The sequence below is a fragment of the Desulfosporosinus sp. OT genome (assembly GCF_000224515.1).
Lineage (GTDB): Bacteria > Bacillota > Desulfitobacteriia > Desulfitobacteriales > Desulfitobacteriaceae > Desulfosporosinus.
Window position 1 is genome coordinate 65202 of the sequence record NZ_AGAF01000104.1, and the last position, 20225, is coordinate 85426.

The following is a 20225-nucleotide window of genomic DNA, read 5'->3' on the forward strand; positions in this document are numbered from 1 at the left end:
CATGTGTAATTATTTCTTCATAATCTCGTTCATTGAGTTCCATATGGGATTTTTGGACTTTTGCAATTGTTTTAATATCCGATCTAATAGATTCAATCTCAAGAGTATTTCAACACTTTGCTATCAAATTACTGTTACTATTTTTCTACTTAAGGTTATGATAAAGTCTAAGTGAGATAAAGAAACTTGGCTAACTCTAGCCTTAGTTGGGAGGCATCATGCAAGAATTTTCAAGAACTGAACTCCTTGTCGGTAATCAGGGTTTAGAAAAGCTCCGTAAGAGCACAGTCATTATTTTCGGTGTTGGAGGGGTAGGCTCATTCACCGTGGAAGCACTAGCACGTGCCGCTGTAGGTCATTTAATCTTGGTTGACTATGATGAAATTTGTATAACAAATATCAACCGCCAATTACATGCCCTCCACTCAACCATTGGTGAAGCCAAAATCGAGGTTATGAAACGTCGGATTTTGGAAATCAATCCGAAGGCTAAAGTTGAAACTGTTAAAGAGTTCTATTCCGCCGCTAATGCAGAACTCTTGCTTGGCCGGAAACTAGACTATGTCGTCGATGCCATCGATACCGTTTCCAGTAAAGTCAATTTAGCGAAAGAATGTTTACTGCGCAATATTCCTTTGATCTCGAGCATGGGAGCTGGAAACCGCATGACTGCAGAAAACTATAAGGTCACAGACATCTCCAAGACTAGCGGAGATCCGCTCGCTAAAGTAATGCGCAAGCTGCTGCGCAAAGAAGGAATCACTAAAGGAATTAAGGTAGTATCAACCCCAGATCTTCCACTCACTCCACTCTCCATGGAAAAGGATCAACCCAATTTAGACTGTCCAAGCAGTGATGTCCTCAGTGCAAAAAAACACCAAGTCCCTGGAAGTATCTCCTTTGTACCGTCTGTTGTCGGACTCCTTATAGCTGGAGAAGTGGTACGGGATCTGTTAGGATGCTGTGAATAGGATGCTAAATCTGAACAGATTAAATTGATTATTCATTAATTGATTTTTTAATTGGTTGCTTTTTCGTCATTGTTCTGAACACTAACAGCAAGATGCCAATATCAATAAAACTGTCTCCGACACTGAACATTTGTTTATCCATTCCCAGAATATCTATGTAAAACCGATCTGCTAAGTAGCCTAGGTGTGTCGTCGAAGTCATCAATCCATGCGTACCCTGCCCCGCTAGCAACGCTTTGCGGCTAGTCTCCGTAAGAAATGAGGGGTCAACTGGCATTACTCCTCCGTTCGAGGCAATAACGAGGGTATTAAATAAAATTCCCAAGGTAAGCCAACGCATTCCAGGCAGTGAGCCATTGCGCAAAGTAAAAATTAATAATAAAAAATAAGACCCTGTATCGAGCACCGGACTAAGCCAACTCGGACCCAACCCCATTTCTCGGACAGCCGCCCAATAAACGCAACTCTGTATCAATAAAGCCAAAGGAATCAGCCAAAATTCTCGCAGGACAAGCTCACTTAAGCGAATTAATTTCCCACCCCATATAAGGCTTATGAAAAAAGCAAGGATCAACGTTTCTATGAGCATATTTCACCTCTTAAATCACTAATTAAGCGATTTGTACTCGGTTAGCACTGACTGATTGGGCTAGTTCATCCGTAACCACTTTACAGAAAATTTCTACCAATTCCGGATCCAATTGTGTCCCCGAAACTCTTTTAAGCTCTTCAAGGGCCTCCTCATGTGTTCTGCCTTTGCGGTAACTTCGATCCGAAGTGATCGCATCATACGTATCTGCTACAGCAATGATCCGGGATTCCAGTGGGATTTCACTTCCTTGAATTCCATCTGGATATCCTTTCCCATCATAACGTTCGTGATGATAGCGAACTACATTACCAATATCATACAAAAATTTAATGCCTTTAATAATCGTTTGCCCAATAATTGGATGACTACGGATGGCTTCCCACTCTGAATCCATTAATTTACCCTCTTTATTCAGAATTATTTCGCTTACTCCGATCTTTCCTACGTCATGCAATACTGCAGCATATTTCAAGGACTGAATCTTGTCTTCACTCATTTTAATTGCTTCTGCCATAGCGACTACCAACTTTCCTACTCTCTCTGAATGCCCACTAGTGTACGTATCTTTAGCCTCAAGGGCCTGAACTAATGCTTCAACCGTACTTAGGTAATTTTCTCGCATGTCTACATAAAGTTGGAAAGCATGGCGAAACGCTAAAAATGGGATGAAAAGTAAAAAAAGTCCTAGTGCGCCCCAATTATTGTAGAGCAAAGCTAATAAAAACCCAAGTGGGACAAGTGCTATGGTGTTAGGAACGGACCATCGAAAATTACTTAGCCATATTGACCAAGGTGATTTGTGGAGTATTAACCCCAATGCTGTTGAGACTAAGATTGTATTTATTGCCATAAACACAGAAGCCACAATTAGATATGAAATGATCGATCGTAGATCAAATTGGACAGAGGAAAGCTTGAAGAAATTGATAACCTGAGACGCACCAGCCAACGACAAGACATATTGGGATGCATTAAATATTCGCTTATAAAAAGGTTCCTCTGAGGCCACCTTGCCAAAAATAAAAAGGCCCGACAAGGCCATTACAGCCAGCGTCACACCCATCGGAAACAAAATTAACGCCGAGAGGAAAATCGGATAACTAACCGTCACATACCCTCCTTTCGGTAAAGCAACTGGCAAGGATTCACTGGCAATCCCTATTATCCCAAATATTAAAACCTGAATTAGCAATGTTCTATTCCAATCAGTATGAAGGATATTCCAACCTAAAAGTAGCAGGGCAGAGGAAGTTAATAGTATTAAAAAAAATTTAAATCTTGTTGGTAAACTTTCCATTTGCCACCTCTATTTTTATTGGCCGACTACTCTAGAATTAGAGTCTGTGCATTGCGCCACCGGCAAGAACGAGAGTAACGAGAACACTAATTGCCTTGAATAATTTGCTCATGCGATAAACCTCCTCGATATTTTTTATCAAAGGGACAGTTCAACCGCTTCGCTCATATTCCGCTGCGCTGTTTTTTCCGCTTCGCTATGTAGGGAAATAAAACAAGCTTACCTCAGAATCTAATTGTTAGGTAGGTCGGCCAAAATTAGCAAATTAATCGTGCCGGAGAAAGCGCAGTTTTCGATTAACGGCATCAAGAGTTGCCTTTACGACCGCTTCTCGATCATCGTTTTTAACCAAAGCACATCCTACGAGGGATTGTTCACCCACGGAGGCGATCAAAGTTATGGAAACTAAAGCAATCTGCTGCTTGGCTAACTGTGTAATTCCAACATCCTCAGTAACGAAAACAAAATTATCTAAGGTAAGAGGCGCAAGAGCTTTAAGTGTAGCCTCAACAAACAATCGTAGCTTATTGTGAGACGAGGACGGTCCTTGGGCGAGTCCTTCAATAAGCTTATCACCTGTTAACAATTCTACCTTAATTTCTGCCATTCCGTTAACAGTCCTGAGTGTCACTCCGACCAATTTAGGACGGGTTGACTCCACGATAGCGAAACTTCCTTCTTCTTCCTCATCTACTTGCGCTACACTGATTTTCTTATGGTCGATTTGTAAATCGAATTGAGCCACCAAAATTGACTCGACATCTCTGACGATCTGCTTAGGCCCTCGTCCTGATCCGGCCAGAATATGAACTTCTTCGATTTCTCCCTGGCTATTGACGTTAACCCGAGCAGCTATAACTGATTTTATTTGCTTTATGGCCTGCTCCCATTCTTGAATTGGATAAGGCATCTCTGACATGAAAACACTCCTCAGAAAATCGAAATGATTCTAATTCTATAATGTTCTATGATCTAGGTGTTTTCGACGTCTTAATTCAGTATTCCTTCCTAATTTCTTTAAATATTCCAAAGCCTTTATCTATTTCTCTAAATTCATACATAAATTGCACGTGAACCTTACCTTTTCAAGATACACAGAGAGTTATACGAAACTGATTAATTTTTTTAATCGTTTTTAAAAAAAGATGTTATTTAAAAAAAGATGTTATTTAGAATAATAATGTTGATTCAGTACAACTTTATAGACAAATAAATTAGTGGATAGTTCAAATTAAAATTTTCACAAACTTCTTTTGGCTCCCTAAAACAAAACTTATGTTGGATAAACCGTGTATCTATAAAAAAAAGCCTCTTGTTCTTCTGTGTTTATTAAATTAAGAGAAGGTGAATTATTCATATTCTTCTCCTCCCATCTTGAGTAGGGAGATCTTATAAATCGTGCACGAAAAAACCTTAAAGAGGTCAGACGACTGAACGTTCTGACCTTCTATATCCGATATATTCTTGTTCATTCTCACCTTTTATAGACACTCTGTCCACAAAAATCACCCAAAGAATAATTTAAAGGAAACATTTATTTCTTAAAGCCGAGCTACAACGTTCTGCAACTCTTGCCCTACTCGCTGTACTCCTTCAACTATTTGAGTAATATGTTGAGTTGCATTCGCTTGTTCTTGGGTGATCTCACTGCTTTGCAGGACACCTCTCGTTATTTGTTCGATTGTAGCATTAAATTTATTTAAGATGTCTTTAATCTCATTGGCTGAACGTTTACTATCTTCGGCAAGTTTCCGTACTTCCCCAGCTACAACGGAAAAACCCCGTCCATGTTCACCTGCCCGTGCCGCCTCAATAGCCGCGTTCAACCCCAAGAGGTTCGTTTGATTCGCAATCTTACTAATAAAATCCAAAACGTCTGTTGTTACTTTAACTTGTTGTAAACCCGCCCGAGCCTCGTCAGCTAGTGTTTGGCTTATGGCAGCTACCTGCTGGGAAGAGGCTGTTAATTGTTCAATAGTGCTTGCTGCATGCTCAATTGATACACTTAGATTGTCGACCTGACCACGAATAACTTCTTTTAATTCTTCATCACGCAACATATTGACGACGAGCCTAGCTGCGATGCGAGCTACTGGTTCCGTTACCCCTAAAGGTCCAGCAATTCCAAAACTTCCGATTTTTTCGCCTTCAAATGAAATGACAAGATGGGTGCCCTCCTTAAGGCCACCGTTTGATGCTGCAGCATCCTCCGCAGTGATTAGTACTGTGTCAAGATTCGTTGTTAAAACCTTCTTGCTCATTTCATGCTGTAAGCCTATTCTGGTCTTTGCTGAATCGGCAATAATTATACCTGATTGATCACAGACAATTACTGGTGATCCACTTTCCTGTGATATAAGATCTGCGATCTGATTGGCCACACCCACATTGAGTTTGATAAATATCCCTACCTTCTGCCTTATCATAATGTAAGATTTTTTTACCTTCAATATCTGTTCCAAGAACGGAAATCCCGTTACCTAAGAAATTAATTATATCAAGGCTGAGAAGCTAGGGCAAACTCACCATTTATGGGGGCATACGTACCAGCTAAATCTCTTTTACCTAACCTAAAAATCAAAAACAGTCCTCTCAGACTGTCGTTATTATAAATCCAGAAGCTTGGGTACCGTTGTAAACGGCGCCCAAGCTTTGAATTACGGATGAATTCGAGGTATTTCTCGTCATCGTTTCCTTAGGTGAGATACCTGTCACTTTTGTCCACTCACAGCGTCTTTCATACTTCTAACATATTCATAAATATAAGAACCAGCGTTTTCGCCATGCTTCTCGATAATCTTGACGATTGCGCTTCCAACAATCACGCCATCCGCAACTTTTGCGATCTCTCCGGCCTGTTTAGGTGTGTTGATCCCGAAGCCGACTGCGGTGGGAATAGAACTTGATCCCCTGACAACCTCCAATATCGCCTGCAGGTCGGTTTTAATCTCACTTCTCATCCCAGTAACGCCCATAGAGGAGACCACGTAGATAAAGCCGGTTGCCTCCTGCGCAATTTGTTTAATGCGCTGTTCTGAGGTGGGAGCAATCAGGGAAACGACATCGACTCCAAAGTCTGCGGCCACTTCAACCAGTTCACCCTTTTCCTCATAGGGCAAATCAGGGATGATGATGCCATCCACACCCAAATTAGCACAGCGGTCAAAAAAGCGGGTGTACCCGTAATTAAAGACAGGATTTAAATAGGTCAGAAAAACCAATGGTATTTCGGTCTTTTTCCGCACTGAGGCCACCATGTCAAAAATCTTGTCAACGGTTGCTCCAGCAGAAAGTGCACGGATATTCGCATCTTGAATGACCAGTCCCTCGGCAGTGGGATCGGAAAACGGAATCCCGATTTCCACCAAATCAGCGCCGCCCCGGATCATTTCCATGATAAACTCTTCGCTCTTTTCCATCGAAGGATCTCCACCTGTGACGAATCCAATAAAAGCTTTCCCGTTTTTAAAGGCCTGTGCAATTTTACTCATCGATATCTACCCCCTTGTAGCGCGCTATGGCGGCAACATCCTTATCGCCACGTCCTGACAGACAGATGATAATGATTTGGTCCTTGCTCATAGTCCCGGCAATTTTCTGCACATGGGCGACGGCATGGGCACTTTCGATGGCGCAGATAATGCCCTCTGTACGCGCCAAATATTCAAAGGCTGCTACTGACTCGTCATCGCTTACAGGCACGTACTCTGCTCTGCCTGTATCGTGCAAGTTGGCATGTTCCGGCCCTATCCCCGGATAGTCAAGGCCTGCGGAGATTGAATATACAGGTGCAATTTGTCCATATTCGTCCTGACAGAAATAAGACTTCATGCCATGGAATACGCCTGGTTTTCCCTTAGCAATAGTTGCGGCATGTTTCTCGGTATCAACACCGTGTCCTGCTGCCTCGCAGCCAATTAACTTGACATTTTCATCACCGATAAAGTTATAAAACATTCCCATCGCGTTGCTGCCACCCCCTACACAGGCAACAACAGCATCAGGGAGTTTGCCCTCAAGTTTCAGGATCTGCTCTCTTGCCTCTTGGCTAATCACGCTCTGAAAATCGCGAACCATCATCGGAAATGGATGGGGACCCATGACTGAACCTAAAACATAATGGGTGTCATGAACACGGGCTGTCCATTCCCGAAACGTTTCGTTAACGGCATCCTTCAGTGTCATGGTGCCGCTCGTGACCGTATTAACTTTGGAGCCTAAAAGCTGCATGCGATAGACGTTTAAGGCCTGTCGATCAGTATCTTCCTTGCCCATAAAAATCTCACATTCTAAACCGAGAAGCGCCGCCGCCGTAGCAGTCGCAACGCCGTGCTGACCGGCACCTGTTTCAGCAATTACGCGTGTTTTGCCCATTTTCTTGGCCATTAGAACCTGTCCCAATACGTTATTAATTTTGTGTGAACCAGTATGGTTGAGGTCCTCCCGCTTTAAATAGATTTTAGCGCCCCCTAAATCCTTGGTCATTTTCTCCGCATAGTAGAGCAGAGATGGTCTGCCCGCGTATTCACTCAACAATTTATTCAGCTCGGCGTTGAACTCTGGGTCGTTCTTAAAGTGCTCATAGCTTTTTTCCAGGTTGATGATTACATTCATCAGGATCTCTGGAATGTATTGCCCCCCGTGAATGCCGTATCTGCCTTTAGCCATTTTTCATTCTCCTGACTATTTTTAAAATTTTTTTCGGTCTTTTAAACCATCTGTTTCTACCCCGCTGCTTAAATCGACAGCATAAGGACTTGTGGCTGCGATTGCCTGTTCAATATTGTCACTATTTAATCCCCCAGCCAGAAAAAAAGGTTTCTCCACTTTGCTCACTAGACTCCAATCAAAACTCTTACCCGTTCCGCCAGCCCCGTTGTCCAACAACAGAAAGTCAGCAACGGAATGCTGGGCGTTCTCTATATCCACGTGGGATAAAACGCGGACCGCCTTGATAATCGGTTTGTTGGTCAGTGATCTTAATTCTTGGATATAGTTTTCATTTTCATCCCCGTGAAGTTGGGCTATTTCGATCGTGTTATCATTTAAAAGCTTGGCCACATTTGCTATCGGCTCATTGACAAAAACACCCACCGGCTTGATTTCTGATCTGAGCTTAGGACGCACAGTTTCGGCCCACTTCATACTCACCTGACGCCGACTTTTGGCAAAAACGAATCCCATAAAGTCAGGCATAGCCTCGTTTACGTAGTCAATGTCAATGTCCCTGAAAAGTCCGCAAATCTTTATTTTCATGAAACACGTTCCCCTCGCAGGATGGCAAGCTGTTCTTTTTTATGATCGCTGCGCATTAAACTTTCCCCAATCAGCACTGCATCGGTCTTGTTTACTCTCAGTCTTGCCACATCCTCTGGGGATTTGATACCGCTTTCCGAAACGAATAGAATGTCCTCCGGCACTAAACCTCGCAGCCTTATGCTGGTAGTGATGTCAACCTCAAAGGTCTTCAGGTTGCGATTATTGACCCCGATCACTCTGGCTCCTGCAGTAAGAGCTGATCTGACCTCCTCCTCTGTATGCGCTTCCACAAGAGCGGACAAACCCAAGCTATGAGCGATATCCAGATATTTCTTTAGGATATCAGTGTTCAACAAGGCACAGATCAGCAAGATCGCTGAGGCGCCAATGATCTTCGCTTCATAAATTTGATAGCTGTCTACGATAAAATCCTTCCGCAGAAGGGGGAGGCTCACTTCCTGACTGATCTCTGTAACGTAACGGTCTTGACCATGAAACCAATAAGGCTCAGTGAGAACTGAAATAGCTGCGGCTCCCGCTGCCTCATATTCTTTGGCAATCTGCAGATAGGGGAAATCCTGAGCAATGATTCCCTGTGAGGGTGAAGCCTTTTTTAGCTCGCAGATAAAGGATAGGCCCTCCGCTCTGAGAGCTTTTTCAAAAGGAAAGCCAGTATTGGGGTTTAATGCTTTGGCCTCTGAAATGACCTGCTCTGTCGGTTTTCGTTGTTTTAGTTCAGCAACCCGCTCAATGGTTCGGGTTGCTATTTTTTCCAAGATCATATTATTACCTCGTTAGAAAGTCTCACGAATTCTTCAAGTTTTTTCAGAGCAGCACCACTGTTGATAAGCTCCTTGGCGAGAGGAATTGCACTCTTAATGGTTTCTGCTTTGCCAGCTAAATACAAACACAAAGCGGAATTGAGAACAACAATATCACGCATGGCACCCTGCTCGGAGCCGTTTAAAATACTGCGCGTAATTTTGGCGTTCTCCTCAGCGTCGCCTCCGACGAGCTCAGCCAGGGTACAATAGGTTAGACCCAACTCCTCTGGGTCGAGATAATAGCTGCTTAAAACGCCTTCTTCTATTTCGCAGACCTTCGTCTTGGTCGTGAGAGTTGCCTCATCCAAACCGTCGCAGCCATGGACCACCATACCCCGCTGGACACCGAGATTGGAGAGCACCTTGGCCAAAGGCTCCACAAGGTTTTCATCATAAACGCCCATCAACTGCAGATTTGCCCCGGCGGGGTTGGCAAGGGGGCCCAAGATATTAAATATTGTCCGGACGCCCATTTCCCGCCGCACGGGGGCACAGTGTTTCATCGAGCTGTGATAGGTTTGGGCAAACATAAAACAAAGGTTGATTTCATCTAATATTTTCTGGCTATGCTCAGCGGTAATAGCAATATTAATACCCAACTTTTCTAAAACATCCGCCGCGCCGCTTTTACTGGATACACTCCGGTTGCCATGCTTTGCTACAGGAACTCCACCGGCCGCGACGACAAAAGCAGTCGTTGTCGAGATGTTAAAGGTTCCTACCTCGTCGCCACCGGTGCCCACGATATCCATGACATTGTAGACAGGATTAAGGTGGATGGCCTTTTCACGCATTGCTAAAGCGCTGCCAGTGATTTCATCAATGCTCTCACCTTTCATCCGCAGTGCCGCGAGAAAAGCACCCATTTGGGCCTGCGTCGCAGTTCCATCCATCATTTCTCCCATGACCGCCTTGGAAGTATCAAAATCCAAGTCTTCCCCTTTAATGATCTTGTGGATCGCTTCAACTATCATGCTCGATTCCCCCCCAAGAAATTTGCTAAGATGGTTCTACCTTGCGGTGTTAGGATCGACTCCGGATGAAATTGAACTCCATAAACTTCATAATCTCGGTGCTTAACTGCCATGATCTCTCCGTCGTCTGTGCGGGCGATAACCTTGAGTTCATTAGGCATGGTATCTTCGATGGCAGCCAGCGAATGATACCGTGCACCTGCGATTGTTTCAGGCAATCCGGCAAAAAGCGGGCAGTCCGTATCAATTTTTATTTTGGACTGCTTCCCATGCATTAGCTCCCGGGCATAGGACACTGTGGCTCCAAATGCCTCACAAATGGACTGATGACCGAGACAGACCCCTAACACTGGGACATTACCTGCGAAATGTCTTGAAGTCTCGACACAAACTCCGGCATCGACTGGTCTTCCAGGGCCAGGGGAAAGGATAATCGCCTCAGGAGCTAAGGCCTCAATTTCTGATATACTCAGCTCATCGTTGCGGATGACCTTAATATCAGGATTGATCGAGCCAATAAGTTGATACAGGTTATAGGAAAAACTATCGTAATTATCGATTAAAAGAATCATCAGTCGAGGACCTCCTCAGACAGTTTCAAGGCGTTCATAACTGCTTGGGCTTTGTTAATACATTCCTGATACTCGTTCTCCGGCACACTGTCCGCAACGATGCCAGCACCGGAGCGGACGAAAACCTTACCGTTTTTCTTAAAGGCGATGCGGATGGCGATGCAAGTATCAAGATTACCAGTAAAATCAATATACCCGATTGCGCCACCGTAAATGCCTCGCTTGTTGTTTTCAAGTTCGTTGATAATCTCACAGGCTCGGATTTTGGGGGCACCGGAGAGAGTTCCCGCAGGCAACACGGCATCTACGGCATCCAAGGCGTTTTTATCGTCCCGTATCTCTCCCTGAACCGTGGATCCAATGTGCATAACATGCGAGAAACGCTCGATTGATAGATATTTCTCTACCGTTACCGTTCCGAATTTGCTGATTCTACCTAGGTCGTTTCTACCTAGATCCACCAGCATATTGTGTTCCGCTAATTCTTTAGGGTCGGAGAGCAAATCCTTTTCGTTCTGTTGATCCTCCTCTTCTGTCTTCCCTCTTGGTTTTGTGCCTGCAAGTGGGAACGTGTTAAGGTTGCCACTTTGAAGTTTTACTAGGGTTTCAGGAGAAGCACCAGCAATTTCAACATCCGTCCCGGAGATATAGAACATATAGGGCGACGGGTTTGAGGTTCTCAAAACACGGTAGGCATTGAGCAGGCTACCTGTAAAATCCGCTTCAAAACGGTTGGACAGAACAACCTGGAATATATCTCCTTCGCGAATATAATGCTTCGCCTTATCAACCATAGCGCAATACTCCTGCTCCTTAAACAAAGGACGGAATTCAGAGGTGATTTTAGCAGGTTGTGTCTCTTGAAAAGCACCGTGTTTAATCAGCTTTACCATGCTTTCAATTTCCATGACGGCCTTGTTATAACCTGAATCCAGTTCTTCAGTTTTGACATTGGCAATAATAATAATTTTTTGTTTCAGATGATCAAAGGCAATCACCTTGTCAAAGAGCATCAGGTCTACGTCTTTAAAACCTTCTTGGTCTTCAGCGTCCAGTTTTAGCGACGGCTCATTGTATTTGATGTAATCGTATGAGAAATAGCCTACTAGACCGCCGGTGAAAGGCGGCAGGTAATCGAACCGGGGACTTTTGTTCTCGTCGAGAATCTGTTGGATATACTCCCGCGGATGTTTTGTATTAACCGTAGTTTTTATACCCGAATTGATGGTGATCACTCCGTTAGTGCTCGTTAGCTCCAATTTCGGGTCAAAACCCAGAAATGTGTAGCGTCCCCACTTTTCAGCACTCTCCAGACTTTCCAACAGAAAACAATGACGGCTGACGTTTTTGAGGATTTTCAGCACCTCAATCGGGGTCCTGACATCTGAATAAATCTCCCGACTGACTGGGATCATCTTATAATTCAGCGCAATTTCTTTAGCTTCATGTAAGCTTGGTCTGTACATATATACCTCCTTGGATAAAGTAAACTTGGTTAGCGCCCACACACACACGAAGACACTGTCTTCGCACGTATTAACCCCTTCTTGCAGACACTGTCTTCGCACGAATTAGAATTCTTGTTAGCGCTGGCCGTGCCTCGAACAGGACGTTCGAGGTTAGAGAGCGCCGAGGGTGGCGAAGCGCCGAGATGGGCGAGAATGGAACCTTGGCGAAGGCGATCGCCTATCCTAGTTGCACTTGTTACTTTCTGACTGCACGCAAAAAACCCGCCCAAGACTTAATAGTCAAGGACGGGTTAATAAATCAAAACCCGCGGTGCCACCTTGCTTTGCGGAAAATCCGCACGCTTATCAGAATACTAACATATTCCTGGCAACTGACGTATGCCCTCACGTCGCAAGATACTCAGCTAAAGCCTTTCACCGCGCCCTCCGTGGTCCATTTAACAACCTGCGTCCTACCGGTTCACAGCAACTCCGGCTCTCTGAAAGTGCACGATTTGTTTTTATCTCCACATCAATGGTTTTAGGTAGATATTTAATTACTGTCTATAATACGCACATTCATTTTATTTGTCAACTCTTTAATAAGTTATTTTTTCCCAAATATACTTAATCTCATTTTTTGCTTAAACTCCAGGGGTGATAAAACTCCACTCTACTGGCTTTCACCCTAAGATATTGTGAAAATCTATCCTGAAAATGGCTTTTTCGTTCTTTTGATGGCACCTTGAAGCTAAGAATTACAATTTTCGTAGTTTTTTTATAACCGTGAAGGTAATTCGATAATATACGACGAATAATAAATCTATTATAAAACACAATCAAATTAAGGAAGGTGTAATTGTAACAATGAAAAAAAGTCTTTCAAAATGGTTTACTGGAATGATGATCGGAACTCTGCTGCTGACTACTGCGGGATGTGGAGGGGGGGCTGCTCCCGCTGCAAATTCTAATTCACAAGGTGAATCTGCTAAACTCGGTGTTGTCGCCTATATGAGTGGCGGTGGAGCTGCCTATGGTCAGTCACAGAAGGAAGGCCTGGATCTCGCTAAGGATGAGATCAATGCTCAAGGCAAGATTAAAATTGACCTCGTATACGAGGATTCTCGGGGAAACAATACCGATGCCATTAATGCCGTTAACAAATTAATCAACAAAGATAATGTCGTAGGACTTATTGGACCGACCCTCAGCGGAGAAATGTTTGCGGCCGGCCCGATTGCCAACCAATCAGGCGTACCAATCATGGGAACTTCAACCACAGCTGAAGGGGTAACGGATATTGGGGAGTTTGTCTTCAGGAATGCTTTGCCAGAATCTTCAGCAGTCCCCCAAGCCGTTAAGAAGGCCGTTGAGAAATATAACTTGAAAAAGGTAGCGGTCATGTATTCAAGTAATAATGACTGGGCCGTATCCGGCTACAAGACGATGGAGAAAGCCCTCCAGGATAATGGGGTGGAGATCATCGCTACCGAGACGTTTGCTGATAAAGATACGGACTTTTCCGCTCAGTTGACTAAAATTGCTTCGTTAAAGCCTGATGCTGTAATGGTATCGAGCCTCTATCAGGAAGCGGCTCTCGTTTTAAAGAAAGCCAGAGAGATTGGGATAACCGTTCCCTTTGTCGGAACGAATGGCTTTAACTCTCCAGAGCTAATCAAGATCGCCGGACAAGCAGCGGAAGGCGCGATTGTGGCTAGCCCTTGGTATCCTGGCAAAGAAAATGAAAAGATTAAAAAGTTTGTTGCTGACTACAAAGCTAAATATAATAAAACGCCCGATCAGTTTGCCGCCCAATCTTATGATGCGCTTCACATTTACGCTGCTGCTTTGGAAAAATCCGGATCAACCACAGATCGCCAAAAGCTCCGCGACAGCCTGGCGACCATTAAAGATTTCGAAGGTGTGACTGGAAAATTTGCTTTTGACGATAAACGGAACCCTTTAATGGATGCTACAGTTTTGATCGTTAAGGACGGTCAGTTTACGGAGTTAAAATAAACTTTAGGAGTGAAGGTCTTGTTCTGGCAACAATTGGTCAATGGCTTGACATTGGGAAGCACTTATTCACTAGTTGCTTTGGGATATACCCTCATTATGGGGGTCCTAAACATCATCAACATGGCTCACGGAGAGATATTTATGTTCGGTGCTTTCGTCGGATTGCTTCTGGTGACTTATCTGAAGGTAAATATCTTTGTGGCTATGGCTGGCGCCATGGTGGCCTGTGCGTTGCTAGGTATTCTGATGGAAATGTTGGCCCTGCGTCCTCTACGACGCCGGGCCGTTTCCGATCTGGCTCCTTTAATTAGCACGATCGGAGTATCAATTTTTCTTGAAAATCTAGCATTAAAGATCTTTGGGCCGCAATCACAAACGTTTCCTTCGGGAGCATTATCAGGGGTTCAGATCCAACTAGGATCGATTCAAATTTCGCTTGTCCAGATTATAATTCTCGGTATATCCTTTGGCTTGATGTTTGTTCTTCGATTTTGGCTGTCTAAAACCCGTGTTGGCAAAGCCATCCGAACAACTGCTGAAAGCATCGATACGGCCAACCTGCTCGGTATTAACACCAACAAAATTATCTTACTAACCGTCGCACTCGCTTCAGGATTAGGAGGAATTGCTGGCGTTCTGGTCGGACTCTCTATTAATGCCGTTGAGCCCACGATGGGATTAAGCATGGGCTTGAAAGGGCTCGCTGTTCTGATCTTTGGCGGAATGGGAAATATCACCGGAGCAATGGTCGGAGGCCTGATTTTAGGGATCGCAGAAGTATTCACGGTTGCTTATGGCGCCTCTTCCTATAGAGATGCTGTAGCCTTTGGTATGATTATTCTAATTTTGTTTATTCGTCCTCAAGGACTTTTCGGGTCTTCGACTCGGAAAGGAGGACGTTTTTAAGTGGACGTTATCTTGAACCAATATTATTTGCAAATTGCCATATTTGTTTTGTTGAATGCCATCCTTGGGGTAAGCATTTATCTGACGCTAGCTACCGGGCAGTTATCTCTGGGAAATGCCGGCTTTATGAGCATTGGAGCCTATACTTGTGCAATCCTGACCGTAAAAGCAGGCTTACCCATCTATCTGGGCATCCCAATCGGGGGTATTGCTGCAAGTTTTATTTCCATAATCATTGGATTCCCTGCCTTAAGACTTACAGGGATCTACTTGGCGATTGCCACCCTCGGCTTTGGAGAAGTTGTACGAGTTATCGTTTTAAACCTGAAGGTTACCAATGGTGCATTAGGGATATCCGGAATTCCAACCCTTGGGGCTAAGATTGGCAAAGCCCTGTCTGCCTTAGGTTTCCCCCATGGGGTTGGTGGCTTAACTGCTCAGCAGACGAGTAACTTGATGGTCTTAGTTGTCCTGCTCCTCTGCCTCTCTTTTCTGATCTTTTTTTGTACGAGACTTAACCGCTCCAGAGTTGGGCGGGCCTTTGCAGCCATTAAAGCCGATGAGTCGGCGGCCGAAGCTATGGGTATCAATACGACCTATTATAAACTGTTGGCCTTTGCTCTAGGGGCTTTAATTGCTGGGATTGCCGGCGGTCTATCGGCTCATTTAACTTTTTTTATCGGGCCGAAAGATTTTGCCTACAACCGTACCGTTGAAATTCTTACTTTTGCTGTTTTAGGTGGCAGCGATTTAATTATCGGTCCCATCGTCGGAGCATTACTGCTAACCTTGCTGCCTGAACTGTTGCGCTCAGCTTCTGAATACCGTCTGATGATTTATGGAGCGCTAATGGTTGCTATGATGGCCTTTCGGCCTCAGGGGCTGATTAGTGAGGAGACGGTTCGTTTCTGGAAACGCAAGCTTGGAAGGGGGATGAAACAATGACGTTAGTCCTTGATCAAGTGAGTAAAAGCTTTGGCGGTTTGGCAGCGTTAGGTAATGTGAGTTTTACGGTGAATGGCGGGGAAATCGTAGGGATTATCGGCCCAAATGGTGCCGGAAAGACGACTCTCTTTAACTTGATCACCGGGATTTTTCCACCTAGCAGCGGAAAGATCAGTTACAAGGGTAAAAATTTGTTAGGAATACGGCCATATAAGGTTACGTCGTTAGGCTTAGCTCGCACATTCCAGAATATTCGCCTGTTCGGCCATATGAGTCCGCTGGACAATGTTATGGTCGGGGCACATTGTCGAACCAAAGCCGGGGTATGGAAGGGATTATGGCGTACCCCCACCCAACGCAAGGAAGAGAAAAGGACCCGAGAACGAGCTCAGGCTCTCCTTCAATTGGTCGGAGTTGAAAATGACTCGGATACTCCCGCTGGTTCGCTCCCCTATGGGCAGCAACGCCGCTTGGAAATTGCCAGGGCGCTGGCAACAGAACCCGAGATAATTCTTCTCGATGAACCTGCCGCAGGTATGAATGAGAGTGAAACCGAAGACTTGCGTCTTCTGATTAAGAAAATACAAATGATGGGGAAAACCGTCATCTTAATTGAACATGATATGAACCTAGTCATGAACGTTTGTGATCGACTTGTGGTAATTAATTTCGGACAAAAGATCGCTGAAGGTACTCCGGCCGAGATTCAGAAAAACCCGTTGGTCATTGAGGCTTATTTGGGCCGGGAGGAGGCATAGAGATGCTGAACATCAGTGGTTTATCGACAAGTTATGGCAGCATAAAAGCGATTAAAGGGATTGACCTCGACGTTCCCCAAGGCTCGATTGTTTCTCTCATCGGGGCGAACGGAGCCGGAAAAACGACCACAATGAAATCTCTGGTTGGGCTTCTCAAGGCTCAGGCTGGACAGATTAAGTTCCTAAACCAGGAGATTCGCGGTTTGGCCCCTCACAGAATTGTAAGTCTGGGCATGTCTCTGGTCCCAGAGGGACGAAATATTTTAGCAGGGATGACGGTTCTAGAAAACTTGGAGATGGGAGCCTATCAAAGAAAAGATAAAGAAGTTCAGGCAGATTTAGAAAAGGTTTTTAAGCGTTTTCCGATCTTAGAGGAGCGCAAACAACAATTTGGAGGAACACTTTCTGGGGGGCAGCAACAAATGCTGGCGATCGGCCGTGCTCTAATGGCTAGACCTAAGCTGCTACTACTTGATGAACCCTCCATGGGCCTAGCCCCTCTGGTCGTTGCCGATATCTTTAAAGTCATTCAAGAGATCAATCAGGAAGGTACAACGATTCTCCTCGTTGAGCAAAATGTTCGTCAAGCCTTAAAGATTGCTCACTATGCCTATGTTCTGGAAACAGGAAAGATCGTCCTGCATGGGAAGGCCGAAGAGGTTGCCAAAAATCCTCGGGTTATGGAAGCCTATCTGGGCGGAACGAAGGCCGATACTTAAATATTGCTATCGTTTGCTTAAACTAATCCCTTCTATAATCCCCCCTTTTGTTTGTAGGAGCGGGGATTATTCTTACGAAGGTTTTTTACTTATGCCTACCGGTCCAACCACTAAACCAAAGGAGAAGAGGTCAACCATGGGAAAGCAAACCTATAAAATCGTAAAAAGTAAGGTCACAGAAGGGCTCAAGGATATGGAGTCTCGCAAAGGGAGATTTCGCGCTTTTGATGCGATTCGCCCGGCCATGTTAAAGATGGTTCCCAATTATCCCGAGCTTTCTAATCGTTTGCGCCAGATCAAAGAATATAGCATGGATCATTTAGATGAAGTGATCGCCAAAGCACAACGATCGTTGGAGAAAAAAGGCTGCAAAGTATATCTAGCTGATACTGCTGAGGATGCCCAAAACTATATCGCGAGCCTCATTCCGAAGGAGGGCTTAGTCGTTAAGTCCAAATCCAATGCCGGTAAAGAAATTAATATTTCCCATTACCTCGAAGATCGTGGTGTGACAGTCGTTGAAACGGATCTGGGAGATCGAATAAATCAGCTGGCAAAGTGTGAAGCGAGTCACTCGCTGGCTCCAGCGATCCATCTTTCTATCGAGAAGATAACCCAGCTCTTTTCTGAAGAGGAGGGAACTCAATTAGAATGTACTCCCGAAGCCTTGGTTGTTTCTGCCCGCAAGGGACTCCGCGACTTTTTGGTTAAAGCGGATGTTGGAATCTCGGGGGCCAATGCGATTGCAGCAGATACGGGGAGCATTTTCGTAACTGAAAATGAAGGGAATATCCGGGCGGTTTCGATGATGCCTAAAGTTCACATCGTAATTGCCGGTGTGGAGAAAATCGTCTCGACCCTTGAAGATGCTATGCAAGTTGTACGGGCGGCAGCAGTCTACGGCGTAGGTCAGGACATCGGAACCTATGTTTCGGTGATCTCAGGAGTCAGTGAATCCCTAGATCCTGATCTGGATGAAGATTCACACGGTCAGGGTCCTAAAGAGGTGCATATTGTTTTATTAAAAAATGGTCGTCAGGAAGCGATTGAGGCAGGATTTCAAGAATCCCTATACTGTATCAATTGCGGAAGCTGCTTAAACTTTTGTCCAGTTTATGCGGAGGTCGGCAGCAAGTACGGCTATAAATATCTGGGGGGACGTGGCTTAGTTTTTGCGGCTTTTCATGGCGACCTAGCAAAGACTGAAGAAAACGGCTTATCTCTTTGTATCGGCTGTCAAAAGTGCCAAACCGCCTGCCCCGTGCAGATGGCGACTCCCAATATGTTATGGAAACTTCGGCAAGATGCTGTGGCTCAAAAAGGGGCGGGTTGGAAGAAGGATTTGATCTTCTCGATGTTGAGCAAACCTCAGACCCTCCCTATGGTCAGTAAACTTGCGACGACCTTTGGAAAGCTGGCCTTAAAAGAGTCTGATAAGGGGATGACCTCCCGTTTGACGTTCAATTCCTTCGGCTTACCGCAAGAGCGCGTAATTCCCCGCTTCTCCGGCAAGTCCTTTACGGAAATTGCCAAACCAAAACCACTTGCTAACCCGATTAAAAAAGTCGGTTTTTATCCAGGGTGTGTCGTGAATTACACTGAGACGGATCTGGGCGAAGCCCTTCTTCATGTCTTGGAGGAAAATAACGTTGAGGTTAAACTTGCTAAAGAGGATGTTTGTTGCGGAATTCCTAGTATTGTAAGCGGAGACCTAGTTCACGCCAAAACTATGGCTTTAAAAAACATTGAGGCTTATAGTTCTTTAGAGATGGATGCTTTGGTTTTTGTTTGCCCGAGTTGTGCGGTTGCTTTCAAAGAAGAGTACCCTAAGCTGTTTGCCGAGGATTCCCCGGAGCTTCAGAAAAAGGTAAGAAAACTTGCTCTGAAGGTGAAAGATATTAACGAATTTCTTAGCCAAGATATTCAGTTAAAGCCACCTGAACACAGCGTTGCAGAAACGGTGACCTATCATGATCCTTGTCATCTCGCTCGAAGTATGGGTGTGAAAAAGGATCCCCGGGAAATTATCCAAAAGATCCCTGGAGTGAATTATGTGGAAATGCAGGATGCCGATATGTGTTGTGGGTTTGGTGGTTCGTTCAGTTTAAGCTTCTATGAACTTTCACAACGGATTAATGAAGGAAAATTGAAGGACGTTGCGGATACTCAGGCCACCACTTTGGCGACGAGTTGTCCCGGATGCATGGTTCATTTTCGCGATGGCATTGCTCAGCACGCTATGAAGCAAAAAGTTTCTCACGTGGTTCAGATTCTGAGCCGAGCCTATGGGAGGAGATGAGAAAATGAGCAGTACGAAAGTTCAAACGATCTTAAAGAAAATTAGTTCTCGTCGCGACGTACTTCTGCAAGAGTATCCAAATTTGGCTAGCCAAGTGCAAGCAATCAAAAGCTTGATGGCAGTTAATCTTAAGGATTATGTTGACAAGGCAGTTACCACCCTCAAAGGTAAAGGCTGTCATGTAATTTTTGCGAAGGATGCCACAGAGGCTCAAGCGCAAATCTTAAAAATCCTGGCGGGTAATCAAAGCGTAGCGATGAGTAAAAACTCTGTATTTACCGAAATAAATCTAAGAGAGTATTTACAGTCCCAAAAGGTTAAGGTTTTTGATACTGATCTAGGGGAACGAATCGCCGGGACAAAGGTTAACGCGCACCCTTGGATTGCCAGCATTAATACCCTCATTCCCAGTAAGGAGTGGGTAGCCCAGAATAAGGATGAGATTAAACTCCAGGTAGCTCATATGCAGTATGGAATTACAGGTGCAGAGGCCATTGTTGAACAGAATGGAACCATTGCCCTTTTAGAAAGTGAGGGAAATGTACGATTCACCTCGAATCTTCCGTATAACCATATTGTGGTGGCCGGAATTGATAAAATTGTCCCTTCACTCGAAGATGCTTTGGCTGTTTGTCGGGCAAT

At 44.7% G+C, this 20225-nt stretch carries 19 protein-coding genes and 1 pseudogene; 8 read left to right on the forward strand and 12 right to left on the reverse strand.

Annotated features, from left to right (window positions below; all coding sequences use genetic code 11):
- Positions 1-215 precede the first annotated feature (215 nt).
- On the forward strand, positions 216-971 hold the full coding sequence (locus DOT_RS09135) for a tRNA threonylcarbamoyladenosine dehydratase (RefSeq protein WP_085930979.1): 756 nt from the start codon (positions 216-218) through the stop codon (positions 969-971).
- A gap of 28 nt (positions 972-999) precedes the next feature.
- Here DOT_RS09135 and DOT_RS09140 read toward each other — a convergent pair whose 3' ends face one another.
- The 12 genes and pseudogenes from DOT_RS09140 to trpE all read right to left on the reverse strand — a co-directional run bounded on the left by DOT_RS09140 (position 1000) and on the right by trpE (position 11955).
- Positions 1000-1560 carry a DUF5317 domain-containing protein gene (locus DOT_RS09140; protein WP_009617410.1) on the reverse strand — a complete coding sequence of 187 codons (561 nt, stop codon included), beginning with the start codon at positions 1558-1560 and terminating at the stop codon, positions 1000-1002.
- Between the two features lie 22 nt (positions 1561-1582).
- Positions 1583-2860, reverse strand: a complete 1278-nt coding sequence (locus DOT_RS09145) for an HD-GYP domain-containing protein (protein WP_009617415.1) — start codon at positions 2858-2860, stop codon at positions 1583-1585.
- A 265-nt stretch (positions 2861-3125) separates the two neighbouring features.
- Positions 3126-3779 carry a hypothetical protein gene (locus DOT_RS09150; RefSeq protein WP_009617418.1) on the reverse strand — a complete coding sequence of 218 codons (654 nt, stop codon included), beginning with the start codon at positions 3777-3779 and terminating at the stop codon, positions 3126-3128.
- Between the two features lie 622 nt (positions 3780-4401).
- Entirely contained in the window at positions 4402-4890 is a 489-nt protein-coding gene (locus tag DOT_RS32330) for a methyl-accepting chemotaxis protein (RefSeq protein ID WP_282433450.1), read from the reverse strand.
- A pseudogene (locus DOT_RS32335) lies at positions 4882-5286 on the reverse strand (sugar diacid recognition domain-containing protein); the annotation flags it as partial. The gene DOT_RS32330 and the pseudogene DOT_RS32335, both read right to left, overlap by 9 nt.
- 285 nt (positions 5287-5571) lie before the next feature.
- Positions 5572-6351 carry a tryptophan synthase subunit alpha gene (trpA, locus tag DOT_RS09160; RefSeq protein WP_009617423.1) on the reverse strand — a complete coding sequence of 260 codons (780 nt, stop codon included), beginning with the start codon at positions 6349-6351 and terminating at the stop codon, positions 5572-5574.
- On the reverse strand, positions 6344-7528 hold the full coding sequence (gene trpB, locus DOT_RS09165) for a tryptophan synthase subunit beta (RefSeq protein ID WP_009617425.1): 1185 nt from the start codon (positions 7526-7528) through the stop codon (positions 6344-6346). The genes trpA and trpB overlap by 8 nt, the downstream gene beginning before the upstream one ends.
- Positions 7529-7549: 21 nt before the next feature.
- Complete coding sequence (locus tag DOT_RS09170) at positions 7550-8116, reverse strand: phosphoribosylanthranilate isomerase (protein ID WP_009617435.1); 567 nt, start codon at positions 8114-8116, stop codon at positions 7550-7552.
- Positions 8113-8901 carry an indole-3-glycerol phosphate synthase TrpC gene (trpC, locus tag DOT_RS09175; RefSeq protein WP_009617439.1) on the reverse strand — a complete coding sequence of 263 codons (789 nt, stop codon included), beginning with the start codon at positions 8899-8901 and terminating at the stop codon, positions 8113-8115. Before trpC ends, DOT_RS09170 begins: the two co-directional genes overlap by 4 nt.
- Positions 8898-9917 carry an anthranilate phosphoribosyltransferase gene (gene trpD, locus DOT_RS09180; protein ID WP_009617440.1) on the reverse strand — a complete coding sequence of 340 codons (1020 nt, stop codon included), beginning with the start codon at positions 9915-9917 and terminating at the stop codon, positions 8898-8900. Before trpD ends, trpC begins: the two co-directional genes overlap by 4 nt.
- Entirely contained in the window at positions 9914-10489 is a 576-nt protein-coding gene (locus DOT_RS09185; RefSeq protein WP_009617441.1) for an aminodeoxychorismate/anthranilate synthase component II, read from the reverse strand. The genes trpD and DOT_RS09185 overlap by 4 nt, the downstream gene beginning before the upstream one ends.
- On the reverse strand, positions 10489-11955 hold the full coding sequence (gene trpE / locus DOT_RS09190) for an anthranilate synthase component I (protein ID WP_009617442.1): 1467 nt from the start codon (positions 11953-11955) through the stop codon (positions 10489-10491). The genes DOT_RS09185 and trpE overlap by 1 nt, the downstream gene beginning before the upstream one ends.
- Before the next feature lie 849 nt (positions 11956-12804).
- Here trpE and DOT_RS09195 point away from each other — a divergent pair.
- From DOT_RS09195 to DOT_RS09225, 7 genes are all read left to right on the forward strand, one after another.
- The gene (locus DOT_RS09195; RefSeq protein WP_009617443.1) at positions 12805-13956 is read left to right on the forward strand and encodes an ABC transporter substrate-binding protein; all 1152 of its coding nucleotides are present in this window, start codon (positions 12805-12807) and stop codon (positions 13954-13956) included.
- 18 nt (positions 13957-13974) lie between these two features.
- The gene (locus tag DOT_RS09200) at positions 13975-14862 is read left to right on the forward strand and encodes a branched-chain amino acid ABC transporter permease (protein WP_009617444.1); all 888 of its coding nucleotides are present in this window, start codon (positions 13975-13977) and stop codon (positions 14860-14862) included.
- The gene (locus tag DOT_RS09205; RefSeq protein ID WP_009617446.1) at positions 14863-15807 is read left to right on the forward strand and encodes a branched-chain amino acid ABC transporter permease; all 945 of its coding nucleotides are present in this window, start codon (positions 14863-14865) and stop codon (positions 15805-15807) included.
- Positions 15804-16565: an ABC transporter ATP-binding protein gene (locus tag DOT_RS09210; RefSeq protein WP_009617448.1), complete on the forward strand. Its 762-nt coding sequence runs from the start codon at positions 15804-15806 to the stop codon at positions 16563-16565. Before DOT_RS09205 ends, DOT_RS09210 begins: the two co-directional genes overlap by 4 nt.
- 2 nt (positions 16566-16567) lie before the next feature.
- Positions 16568-17284: an ABC transporter ATP-binding protein gene (locus DOT_RS09215; RefSeq protein ID WP_009617450.1), complete on the forward strand. Its 717-nt coding sequence runs from the start codon at positions 16568-16570 to the stop codon at positions 17282-17284.
- A gap of 136 nt (positions 17285-17420) precedes the next feature.
- Positions 17421-19583: an LUD domain-containing protein gene (locus DOT_RS09220; RefSeq protein ID WP_009617452.1), complete on the forward strand. Its 2163-nt coding sequence runs from the start codon at positions 17421-17423 to the stop codon at positions 19581-19583.
- Positions 19584-19587: 4 nt separating this feature from the next.
- A partial coding sequence (locus tag DOT_RS09225; protein ID WP_009617454.1) for an LUD domain-containing protein occupies positions 19588-20225 on the forward strand: 638 nt, incomplete at its 3' end.